This window comes from Maribacter aquivivus (assembly GCF_900142175.1).
Classification (GTDB): domain Bacteria; phylum Bacteroidota; class Bacteroidia; order Flavobacteriales; family Flavobacteriaceae; genus Maribacter; species Maribacter aquivivus.
In genome coordinates, this window is sequence record NZ_FQZX01000003.1 from 325636 (window position 1) to 337770 (window position 12135).

Annotated in this window: 9 protein-coding genes and 1 tRNA gene; 4 read left to right on the forward strand and 6 right to left on the reverse strand. The window is 31.0% G+C overall.

What is annotated here, in order from left to right; all coding sequences use genetic code 11:
• Positions 1–25: 25 nt before the first annotated feature.
• Entirely contained in the window at positions 26–1942 is a 1917-nt protein-coding gene (locus BUC31_RS17060) for a BatA domain-containing protein (RefSeq protein WP_073246521.1), read from the reverse strand.
• A gap of 82 nt (positions 1943–2024) precedes the next feature.
• A complete protein-coding gene (locus tag BUC31_RS17065) occupies positions 2025–3032 on the reverse strand; it encodes a glycosyltransferase family 2 protein (protein WP_073246523.1) in 1008 nt (335 codons plus the stop codon).
• A 158-nt stretch (positions 3033–3190) separates the two neighbouring features.
• On the opposite strand from BUC31_RS17065, the gene BUC31_RS17070 reads away from it, so the two are divergent.
• Positions 3191–3275, forward strand: a tRNA-Ser gene (locus tag BUC31_RS17070).
• Between the two features lie 105 nt (positions 3276–3380).
• Here the strand turns inward: BUC31_RS17070 and BUC31_RS17075 are convergent.
• The 4 genes from BUC31_RS17075 to BUC31_RS17090 all read right to left on the reverse strand — a co-directional run bounded on the left by BUC31_RS17075 (position 3381) and on the right by BUC31_RS17090 (position 7795).
• Positions 3381–3620, reverse strand: coding sequence for a hypothetical protein (locus BUC31_RS17075; protein WP_073246525.1), 240 nt, complete (start codon positions 3618–3620; stop codon positions 3381–3383).
• A 35-nt stretch (positions 3621–3655) separates the two neighbouring features.
• Entirely contained in the window at positions 3656–4261 is a 606-nt protein-coding gene (locus BUC31_RS17080) for a hypothetical protein (protein ID WP_073246527.1), read from the reverse strand.
• Positions 4262–4383: 122 nt separating this feature from the next.
• Positions 4384–6885, reverse strand: a complete 2502-nt coding sequence (locus BUC31_RS17085) for a DUF4268 domain-containing protein (protein WP_073246529.1) — start codon at positions 6883–6885, stop codon at positions 4384–4386.
• A 34-nt stretch (positions 6886–6919) separates the two neighbouring features.
• Positions 6920–7795: a phospholipase D family protein gene (locus BUC31_RS17090; RefSeq protein ID WP_073246531.1), complete on the reverse strand. Its 876-nt coding sequence runs from the start codon at positions 7793–7795 to the stop codon at positions 6920–6922.
• Positions 7796–8760: 965 nt separating this feature from the next.
• Here BUC31_RS17090 and BUC31_RS17095 point away from each other — a divergent pair.
• The 3 genes from BUC31_RS17095 (at position 8761) to BUC31_RS17105 (ending at position 11976) form a co-directional block, all read left to right on the forward strand.
• The gene (locus BUC31_RS17095) at positions 8761–9789 is read left to right on the forward strand and encodes a hypothetical protein (RefSeq protein ID WP_073246532.1); all 1029 of its coding nucleotides are present in this window, start codon (positions 8761–8763) and stop codon (positions 9787–9789) included.
• A gap of 227 nt (positions 9790–10016) precedes the next feature.
• A complete protein-coding gene (locus tag BUC31_RS17100) occupies positions 10017–11099 on the forward strand; it encodes an HNH endonuclease (protein WP_073246534.1) in 1083 nt (360 codons plus the stop codon).
• Between the two features lie 220 nt (positions 11100–11319).
• On the forward strand, positions 11320–11976 hold the full coding sequence (locus tag BUC31_RS17105; protein ID WP_139252001.1) for a hypothetical protein: 657 nt from the start codon (positions 11320–11322) through the stop codon (positions 11974–11976).
• Positions 11977–12135: the final 159 nt, after the last annotated feature.

Here is a 12135-nt window from a genome sequence, read left to right on the forward strand (position 1 = left end):
GGGTTATGGCTGGTTAGTTACTAGTTTATTTTAAGAATCTTTGAAGTGCCGTTTCTATTAAAACAAATGCTAATGCTAAAATAGCAAACCATTTCCAAAACTCGTTTATGGCATTGTTTTTTTGACTTTCTAAAAAGAAACTTGATAGTGATGTATTGCTGTTATTTTCTGGTAATGAGGTGTAAATTAATGCACTCTCTTCTCTGTTATTATTAAAACTTATATGTCTACTATTTTTATCATTGTGCATGATTTTATAGATGCCAGCTTCTTTAGGGTTTTCTATAAAATTGACCTGTACTTTTTTAGGTAGTACGCGCTGTTGTGGTATGAACTCATTGGTTTCGTTAGCAATTTTAATAATATCATCTTGCTGTAAGGTAATCGGTAATTCTATTTCAACGTCAGTGCCAATAGTTGCATACAGTGGCGGTAGCTTTAAACTATTCATGCCCATATTGTAAAAGGCAGGAACTATTAACGGTGAATTTTCAAAATTTGAATTTTTGTTACTGATAGCTGCAGTAAAGAAATACCCATTTTTATTACCTATTAAAAACGGTTCTTTATTCTGAAAAGAAAGCGCTATAGGTGCTTTAGTATTTATTTTGAAATATTTTTTTACGTTCGGAAATTGAAAATCGCTAACCTTCTTATTAAACACATTTGTAAATAACGGATGTGCTATTTTTACCTCAGAAATTGCAATCTCTTGAGATACTCCGTTTAAGAATTTGCTGTTAAAATATGCGGATGCTAATTCGTTATAAGAAGCTATATCGCCATCAACTGAGGGAATCAAAACAAAACTGCCGCCATTGCTACTTAGAGCCTTGAGAGCTGTATTAAGAGAGCTAGGTAATTTTTGAATCTCATTCAATATTACTAGGTCTTGATTTTCTAGAGTACTGTAATTCAATTGATTTAGTGTGCTTACTGTAAAGTCAAAATCATTTTCAGTGTAAATACGACGTAAGAAGTCTGAAGATAAATCACCGATTGCCAACACCTTGATTTTTGATTTCTTATCAATGTTAAAGAAGAATTGATTGTCATAATCCAAGCCGGTATCTGTGATGGTTACCTTGCCTAAAATAACCTCGTTGGCGTTTATGGTAAACCGAACTTCAGCGGAACCACCAGTATCAAATTTAGCAGATGTTTTAGCAATAAGCTTATTATCGTTGTATAAAGAAACAGGTATAGTTTCATCTTTAGCATTGGTTGATAGTAGTGCTACTAATTCTATATTGTCATTAGAGCGTTCAGCAATAAAGACAGAATTAATAGACGTATTAATTATTGATGCGTTTGAGGGCTTTATGTACTGAATATTAATGTTCTTTGTAGAATCAACCTTGCTAAGGTCTCCCATGCGTTGCTGAAAATCTGAAATAACCACTAGGTTTTTTTGAGATGCAGCATTATCGCTGAAATAGGTATTTCCTTTTAAAACAATTTCGGCAACACCCAACTGATTGGCAGCTACGCTGAGATTCAATAACTCGTTTTGAATATCTTTTACTTCAACATCTTTAAACACCTGTTTGTTGGTGAATAAGGTAAAGCGTTGGTCGGTAGGTATGTATTTTATGAAATCTTGTATCGTGTTTTTAAAGAGATTGCCGTTTTCAATTTGCCCGTTCATACTAAAAGAATCGTCTAAGTAGAAAACAGTTTCTTTTTCTTGAAGTGCTGAGTCATTGGCAATAAACGGTTGAGCAAATGCTATTACTAAAGCTGCTAATATGCCCATTCTAGTAAAAAGTAATAACCACTTTTTTAATGTGCTGCTTTTTCTAGATTCAGAAACTACTTGTTTTAAGAACTTTACGTTGGTAAAGGGCGTTTTTTTAAATCGGCGTAATTGAAAAAGGTGAATAATGATAGGAATGAGTAGTAGTAAAAGACCCCAAAGAAGTTCTGGATATTTAAATTGCATTCCTGATTTTGCTTATGCCAAAGATAATTATTTTGAAATTAGAAGCTTGTGAGAATGCAACTATTATTTTTATGAAGATTAGTTAGCAAAAGAAGAAATAATCTACGGCCGGTTTTAAATTCAATTCTTTAAAAAAAGCGATGATACTTATTTGGTCTTCTACATTGGCAACAGTAATAATACACTTTGTGTTTTCTATATTTTGCAGTGCTGAGTAATGTTCAAGCAATACACCATAAATATCTTTTCCAATTTTCTTTTCATTATCACAAACCCAATGAAAGGGTATATTGTTTTCTACAAGCAAGCTGGCAATAGTTTTTCCTTTTTTACCAGCACCCCAAACCACTAAGTTGTCTGTTGGTTTAAACTCTAATTTTAAAAAGTAATGCAATTTTATATCTAAAAAATAATTCTGTGCATAGTGCTCGCTGGTTCGCGATGTTCTATTGTCGTAATCACGCCAATAGTGTAGGGTAGTGGTGCAGGGTATACATTTTAATCTGTATTCATAGAAACGAAAAGCAAGGTCATAATCTTCAGGATACCGGTCTGGCGTAAACGCTCCGCATTTATCAAAGTCTTCTTTATGAACCATCCAACAGGGAGATGGTATTACGCATTCTTTATATATCTCTTTAAAGTTTTCTCCGGTAGCAGTTAGTTTGTTGAGCCATTTCTCATAGCGATCATAACCATTATTTACTCCCGTTTTAGAAAAATACTTCACCTTACCTACGGCGAGAGTTCCTTGACCTTCGTTTAATAAAGAATCGACCATTATTTTAATGCGGTCTTTGGTCATATGGTCATCGGCATCCATACGAGAGATGAAATTACCAGAACTATGTGTGTACGCTTTTCTGAGAGCGGTTATAATGCCCGATTCATCATTAGAGAATATTTTAAATCGATCATCTTCAGCAGCAAATTGGTTTGCAATTAATAAGCTATTGTCACTAGAATTATCATTAACGGCAATGACTTCCCAATTTTTATAGGTCTGATTTTGGATGGATTTCAGACATTCTTCAAAATAATCTTCAACATTCTTAAAAGGAATCAATATGCTTACTAGCGAATTTACCATTGCGGCAAGGTAATAAATAACTGAATTTCAACCTTTTCATTTCGTTTGAAAAGTATAGAAATAAATGAGTTGAAAAATAATTAAGAAAAGGCTTTAATAGATAAGAAAACCTTTATATATTTGCACCCGCATTCAGGGAATACCTGATGAGGCACTCAGGAGAAATGGCAGAGTGGTCGAATGCGGCAGTCTTGAAAACTGTTGAGGGTCACACCTCCGGGGGTTCGAATCCCTCTTTCTCCGCAGAAAAGCCTCGTAAACACAATGTTTATGGGGCTTTGTTTTTGATATTGCCAATTTCGTTGCCAATGATGATATTTCTAACATGAAGAAATTCTATTAATGGTTTTATTTCTCTCCTATTCGAGATAGTATTAATGCCCCTGATATAGCAAATGCAGCAGCCAAGAAAGGTAGATTGGAAATTGCAGAATTTGGATATAGGGTGTATGCAAAGATTCTTACTTTTTTATTTTCACTGTCAATTATTGCAAGGACAATTTCAATAAAAGGAATTAGAGAGCAAATAATTAGTGTAATACCAATTGTTATTTTTAAAAGTTTGAAGAAATTATATTTATTTTTCATTTTTTCTGTTTGTATTGTTACTCAAAATCATTTAGTTAATGTCTACCACATAATGGATTTAATATTTTTGCCATTTTCTTTTCAATTACATTTAGATAGTCGCTATTTAAATTTTGAAATTCATAAACCTTTAAAGTTATTTCAAAATCTAGACCTTTAGTATAATGATATAACTGAAGTCCTTGAGTACTGCCATTTTTATAATATCCCAAATGCTGATTAATTCTTCCAACAATATGTGTTAGACCTGATTTGTTTGGAGCTCCCTGTCTAACTCCTAAGTAAAAAACTTTACTTTGTGCATTATCATATTGATTCATTGTTGGGACTACTCGGTATTCATTTGATGATTTATCAATAGACTTTCTGTAATTATCTAATTTTTCTTTTAATTTATGAGCAGTTTTTATGTCTTTTAATTCAAAATAGTAAAGTGAATTATGTTTTATATTATCCAGACCTTTAAAGAAGTATCTCATTTCTGGAATTACATTAGGTGCTTTGGATTTAGCATAATTATGATGGTATGGTAGATTTTTGGTGTTAAATACCTCTTCATAATTCGGAGAAGAACTTATTATGTCAGTTATTAATTCTTGAAACGCTTTATCAATTATAGATGTGTTTTCTGAATGAAGCATAATTATTTTTTTCTATTAGATAAGGATTATTAGATTCAATTTTGATTTGGTTCCCTTCTTAAAATATTATTGCCGTCAATATCATATAGCTTTTTGTCCAATTGCACAAAAGATAATTTTAGCTATTTTAAATTCTTGATTACAGATTCAAAAGACTTCTCAAATTCTGGTAAATATTTAATTAGAAATCTTGTCATTTCTTCCCAATCATCTCTATCAAATAAATTAACACCAGTTAGCTCATATTTAATTCGACTCATTTTATGCTCTGCTAATTCTTCCCACTCAAGAGGTTTTCCAAAATCATTTTCAATACTCTCCTTTTTACTTAACAATTTTTTGAAATACTTTTTATTTTGTTCCTTACTTGAAGATATTATGGATAATTCAATACGGGCATATTTCCCTGAAACTACAAAAGCATAGTTAATTCCAGAAATACCAGCACCTGCGCTTAACCAACCATCTTTTGAAGGGTTGACATTTGAATATAAATGAGTGTTCTTTAATTGTGGCAGTAATTGTTTCCAAAATTCTTTTCGTATAGAAAATCTATTTTCAGAACTATCATTTTCAATATCTGCATACTTGATAAGTAATTCGTCTTCTAGTTCAAATAAGGGTAGTAATTTCTTCAGAATACTAAACTTTGAATTACTATCTAAATTAGCTTCAATGAAATAACCATTTTTTAGATCTTGTGCTGATCTAAAATCTTCAGGTAATCTGGACAATTTTAATATATCTGTAGCACCTAGAAGAAGCTGAGTGTTTTTCTCATATAATTTCTGGATAACGTATACGTACATTTTAGAAATTACTTCCTCATCTATTTTTGTGTTTTCAAATATAAAATACTCTAATTTTTTATGGGTAGGTGATTCGGCATCAAATATGCTTTGCTCGTCCGTTTTTTCAAACACAGGGACAGTAACATTTGGATGCTCCCAAATATTTAAAAAACGATTGTAAATTAATTCAAAGCGTTCGTTATATTGCTTAATATTCCACGCATCTATATTTTTTAAATAATCATTCAACCAAAGTCTACTAAAATTATAGCCTTGTTCATTACCGCTTTTATTCATATTCTTTTTTTCTGAAAAAGACTTATTACTTAAAGCTCCGTTATTACCAGATAAAGTGAGATTTGCTATTGTATTCAAGTACTTCTCCTTGAATAAAAAGTAATCGTCCGGCACTATATCAGTACTCCAGGTATCATTAGGATTTTGCGGAAAAATATGTTCTATGGTAATATTTTCATTTGAAGTATCTACATGTTCTCTATTGTTAAAATTCTCCAACAACTCAAACATATACTTTCTGTTTTTTGATTGAATATTATATAAGTCTTTATCTCTTAATGCAGTCTTTAAATCTTCATCGGTTGGAAATTTAGCACTACCTCTTTTCTTAATCAAAGCTAAGGCAATTGAATCAAAATATTCTTCAGTATCTACCTCAGAATACAATGACATAAATATTTTATTTAAGGCATTTGTTGGTAAGCCTACTACAAACCTTCTCCAAGTATAAGACTGAATTAGTTTTAAAATTCTAATTAAATCTTCATCCGATACAAGACCATTATCTGCATCTTCAAAAACTTGTAATAGAAAAGGAAAGGCAACATTTATCTCCAAGCGAGAAATATATACTAATTCTCTTCTGATTTTTAGATCCTGAACTTTAGTTGGGTTTATTAGCTTTTTGTAGTGTACAGATAGTGATTTTATATTCTCTAATTCTTGATGGTATGCTTCATTCTTAACTGAGTAGAGTTTTTTAAACTCTTGATAGACTTTACTCTTATTTGGTATCTTCTTATTAAGTAAAGTTAAATAGTCTCTTATATAATCTGAAACCATCGACTTCTGCTTTATTAAATCCCTGGCATTTTCTTCGATAGGATTCCAAATTTGTTCGAAAATTTTGTTTTGATTTCTAGGGTCTAAATCCATTAGAATATAATTCCGTATTAAATCTGACTGAGATAAATCTAAGCCTGTAGAATTTAAACTCTCAAAAATGCGCTGTGGGTCATCTTTACCGCGTTCCAAAGAAATTTCAACAAAAATTAATCGTTTTAAACCATTTAAAATATTTTGAAAATTATCTTCAGTAATTTCACTTTTGAAAAAACTGAAGTTTTCGATTACATTAGAAAAATGATTAAATTCATTTTCCGTACCATTCATAATGGCATTAAAAGCTGATGAATTGGTATCCGTCTGTTTCAATTTTAACTTACTGGATTCATTTTGAACATATTGATTTGTTAGAAACATGTTTAACAGCATATCAGCTTCTTGCTGTAAACTAGCTTCTTTTGCATATCTATAAAGTGCAACATATAAGATATTAATTGTCGTGAGACGTTGTTGCCCATCAATAATTACCAATTCTTTTACTTCACTAGTACTATAGGCTCCTTCATGAATGAATACTATGCTACCTATAAAATGCGTACCTCTTTTTGCAATTTCTACAGCTATAATATCATTTAGTAACTCCTTACATTCATTGTTAGACCAATCATAGTTTCGCTGATAAACAGGAATTACAAATTGAACGTTAGGTGCTTGTAAAAAGTTAATTATAGGTAATTCGTTTGCTTTCATATGCGTTGTAAACAGGCTGTTATTTGTCTTTCAATTAAAGTTTGTGCTTATCTTTTGCAGCTTTCCAATTTTTTCTAAGAATTGGTTTTGCAACACTCGTCTGCTTATTAGAAGGTTCACCAGAAAAGTGACAGAATTTCTCACCATAATCACTATCTCCAAATTTGCTCCAAGATTTATAAGCCTCTGGACTTAATGGTTTTTTGGGGTTAAAAGGAACTGAAACACCCGTTCTAATACAATATCCCATAGACACCGCACTATTAACATCTATAGTATGTTTTTTGACAGGAGGTTTTTTAGAAACTCTTGCTGTAATCACTCTATTCTCAAAAAACTCAGATAGTTTATCCTCTTTAGTCTTTGATTTGATATAGGTTTGTCTCAATATGCCTTTGTCAAATTTAGGCTTGCGATGAAATAAAAGTTCTGATTGTTCGATTACTCTTTGAAAATAATCTGAAGCTTTTTTATCGTAACTATCCTCACCGGTTACATTATTAAGTAAATCCTTTGTGAGACTACCTATTAAGGAACTTTTACTTAATACTCCAGCTTCTATATTATTATTTTGAGAATAATCATATAAATTCATTGATGTTAAAACTGCAGCAGATTCATTAGCGTAATATTTTGCATGTAGATTCTTTTCATACCGGATTTCAATATTTGGAAATTCTTTAAAAAATTCAAAGTCTTCTTTTTTCATGCTCTTAGACATATCATGTTCGTTCTTTCCAAAGACTACTGTAATCTTTAATTTTTGATTATTGAATTTTGATTTTAAAATTGAAGCATACCTATCATGTAATTTTATATATGGTGATATAAGAATTATTTGACTTTTTGCATTCTCAAAAATATTTCCAATTTCTGAATTTAAATCTGCACCCGTTAAAAATTGAGCCATTTAATTGAAGTTTAAAATTTTGATTATTAGTTATGTTTATTATTCAGTTAAATCATAAAATTATAAAGCATTCTTTATAATTCAATCGTTAATACTCGGGTAGCATTTTCTACCTCAGATGTGTTTAATAAAGCTAGATGTGATTTTAGTACGGAAGATTGAAATAATGCCATATAATTTTTAAAGATGCTTGTTCAGCTAATGTAACAGAAGAATAAACTTTTTAAGAAATATTTTTCTCACAAGTTATACATTTATATAAATATACAATTACGGAAAACCGTAAAGTAGGCTTAGAGTTAATTTATAACTTTGGAATAAACCTTGGGGTCGATACTCCTTATAGTATTTGCGTAAAGTCTTTTTTAAGGAATCGAGAAAAGAAAATACTCGATCTCTCCTTCGCTTAGTATTTTAATCATCATCATATTCCGATCGCTATCCAAATCAGCAATCTTAAGATTAATCAATTCGACACTGAGAAAACTCAATGCGTAAATAGTGGTCAATATGGTTCTGTGTGTGTTTTTTTTCCGTTTTTGTAAGCAAGAGTTTAACCTTGTTTAGCGATAGTTTTTCGGGTAGAATGCGCTGCGGTTTGCGCGCTCTTGCGGCATCGACATCCAACTGAACCTTGTGAATTTCCTTCAGATAAAGCACAAGGGCGCTGAGCAATTATTTCTGATTGGTATATGCGTATTTTTATCGATGACTATTTCCCTGATTTTCTTTAAAAGAAATTTATTATTCAGGCGGTGTATTTCCTGTTGAAATCCTATATACTTATCAAAAGAGACTAACAGGTCCAGATAGGCGGTAATGGAGTTTTCGCTATATCACTTAATTTTAAGCAGGGAAATAAAATCTTCAAAAGTTTTGACATACAACTTATTCAGGTAGGATAAACGCTATTTTTTGATAAATTGCGGTTATATAATAGTTCCCAGCAATTCAAAAAAAACCGAATGAAATGTAAATTATGTGGTTTAGATAAAGTACCAAAGAGCAATACACATTATCTAACTGATTTTGTAATTAGAACTGCTTTGAACGAAGATGGTTCTAAATTGAGAGGAAAAGGTTCTTATTGGAGTATAGACCCTAACAAGGCAACTGTTGATTATAAATTTCAACAAGAAATATCGATTCCTAACCTTGAAAATCTTTTAGGACGCCAAAGTACCGAAGAAGAAAATTTAGATGCAGAAGAAAATATTGATTTTACAGTTAGCGATTCATTCTGTCAACAATGCGAGGATATATTCACTAAAATTGAAGACGAATTCGCAAGTAAAATTATTCAAAAGTTTAGGGATACTAATCTAAATGGAATTGACCAAATTGAGTTAAACAAAAACGATAGTCAAATATTAAGATTATTCTTCTTGTTACAATTTTGGAGAACTTCAGAATGCGATGATACTTTTAAATTATCAAAAGAATTATCTGAACTACTGAGAAATAAAATACTTGAGAGAGATAAAGAGGATTTAGATAAAATAGCAATGTCAGTTACATATCTTCAAACTTTAAAAGATGATAATGACGAAGACCCTGGGGAAAAATTTAAAACGGAAAATATGATAGCACCCGTGGAAGGCACGAATCCAACTATCATAATTATGAATGATTTTATTATTCAGCTTTACGAGAATACCGATTTTCCATTTGAGTCATTTTATGGGTATAACGAGAAAAGTAATTACATTGAGTTTATTAATTATGAAAAGGACACATTTTCTGTAAAGATTATTTCCAATGATAACAGAAAAAAGATTTTATATAAAATAAACCATAAGTCTGTAAAGCATATTTTATCTAATCAAGCAGAATTATTCATAAAAAAATATTCCGACAAGTTCAAAGCCCAACCAACAAATGAACAAATTGCAGGCTGTATAAAAAAATTATCCACAATCGAAGACATAATGAAATTTTCAGAAGAAAAATTAAATAGTTTTATGACTGAGTATATTGATAAAACTTATATGTAAAAGAATTGCTGGCAACAATGTATATAAAAAATAACGTAAATCTATTCTAACACTATGGTTTGGGTATATTTGGATAATCGCCAAATTTTTAAATTTGACGATTATCAATAAATAAAATAAATAGCAAAATTTAAAAATCCGGCTTGTGTTTCATCAGAAAAGTAAACGAATATTTTTAGCGCTACTTTTTATATACGAGAACGTTATGCCCATTAAGACCAGCCTATATGCCATTTAACGCAAATACAAAAGCAAGAATGTTCATAAAGTCAGCGAGAATATGTTGTCTATGCTATAAGCCCTGCGGAACGAATATAGAAGCAGCACATATTATTGCAGAAGCTGATGGAGGTAGTAACGCTGATGATAATGGAATACCATTATGTTTTGATTGTCATCAAGAAATTGGAGGTTATGACGTTCGACATCCAAAAGGGAATAAATTTACAGATATTGAACTAAAATCTCGGAGAGACAAAGTTTATGAACTTGTAGAAAATGGAGTTTTACAAGCCCAATTAGTAACGAGCCAACTCCGAACAAATTCAAATTCTGTACATCAACATAATTCTAATATTGAAATTAATACATATAAACCGACAAAGGAAGTTAAGGTAATAATCGAATTAGCCCTAAATCAGTCAACCAGACCGGAAAACATACCTCTCAAATTACAATTATTAAACGAAAGAGAGCAAGCTTTTGTAATTGATACTCTAACAGAAAAGTTTGATAATAGCGAATCTCTAAATTCATTATTTGCAATTATTATAAGTGAAAATTTTAACGAAAAGTCATTGGTAATATTAGAACAAATTTTAAGAAAAGTCACCATTTTAATGGACATTGATTTGAAAAGAGATTTTATGTGCAATGTTCCAATAGACATTTTAAAAACCACAGACGAAGGATTAAGAATAGCCTTTTTTACAGAACTTATAGGGATTTTAGAACAAAATCAATTTGCCGAAGTAAATAAAATAACAGGTTGTTTAACTAAAATACAGGAATCTATACCAGAGGTTTTGGTAGATAGATACTTTAAGGCATTAATTAGAATGACTGATTCTGGAGCTTGGCAAGCACAACCAATTGCCAAACGAATTTTACTTTCTCTTGACAAGGAATTAGCGAAAAGAGCTTTATCTCAAATAGATAAAGAACTTTTAATTTATGATTATAAAAAAGATTATTATCCTAAACTTATAGAACAGCATAAGAAAAATTGGCCAAAAGACAAGAAAGAATTATTTGACAATTATCTGATTTTGGAAAAACAAGAATTCAATATCAAATATATGATGCAATAAAATCATTGGTCATAATAATGTATATAAAAAAATAGCGCAAGTGGTTGTAAACACGATGGTTTAAGCATTTTTGGAAAGTCGCCAAATTTTAAATTTAATAAATTTCCAAAAATAAAATAATTAGTAAAATTTAAAAATACGGTTTGTGTATTATCCGAAAAGTTATCGCTACTTTTCATATATGAAATGTTGGCAACAAGCTAAAAAAATATTGTATAATTTGAAAACTGACAGAGCATTAGGAATAGTTTTGGACTTCAAAGGAGACTCTTTGAAAGGAAAATTGTCCAAAATAAAATCCGAAACAATCGGCAAATCCAAATCGGAGATTGTTGCAAGTGAGGACTTGTTTGATGCTGCGTTAGTAGTTAAAAAAGCTAGTGCACAAATAAATGAAATCGTCCACGCTGTTGGAATAATAAATTCATTACCAAAAATCTTATCTGAAAATGAAATAGTGACAAACCTATCTCTTGCAGCCGGAGCAGAGGGAGATGGATTTGATTTGGAAACGGACAAAAGAGTTGCGGAATTTAAGTTTTCGAAATGGCAAGACGGAGGAGCGAAGAATGGAATGCGAAAACGGCACGTGTTTGCCGATTTCGTCAATCTAACAATCCTGAAGACAGATAAGAAGAAAGAATTGTATGCTGTTAGTGCTGAAAGTATTTTGAAATACTTAAGTGGACGAGCAAGTTGGGAAAGGGTTTTGTCTAAAAGCGGCGGTGTTCAATATAAATTAGCGGACTACTTAAGAGAAATCAATCGTACTGAAATAAAAACTTTAAGGGAGGTATTTGAAATTTCCAATGTGCAGGTAATTGATATTGAAGAAGTGCTAAAAAAGCCAGTTGCCAATACAGGCGATAGCAAATAGGGAGTAATGAGCTATATTTAAAGGCTTGGGCGCATTTTTAAAGTCCAACAAATCTTTTGTATATGGAAATTAAAAAAGAAAAAATAATTACAAAACAAAAAGCTCTGGCTCGTAGACCAGACGGAAACTAAAACTTTCCTTACCGCCCTACTTGCCATA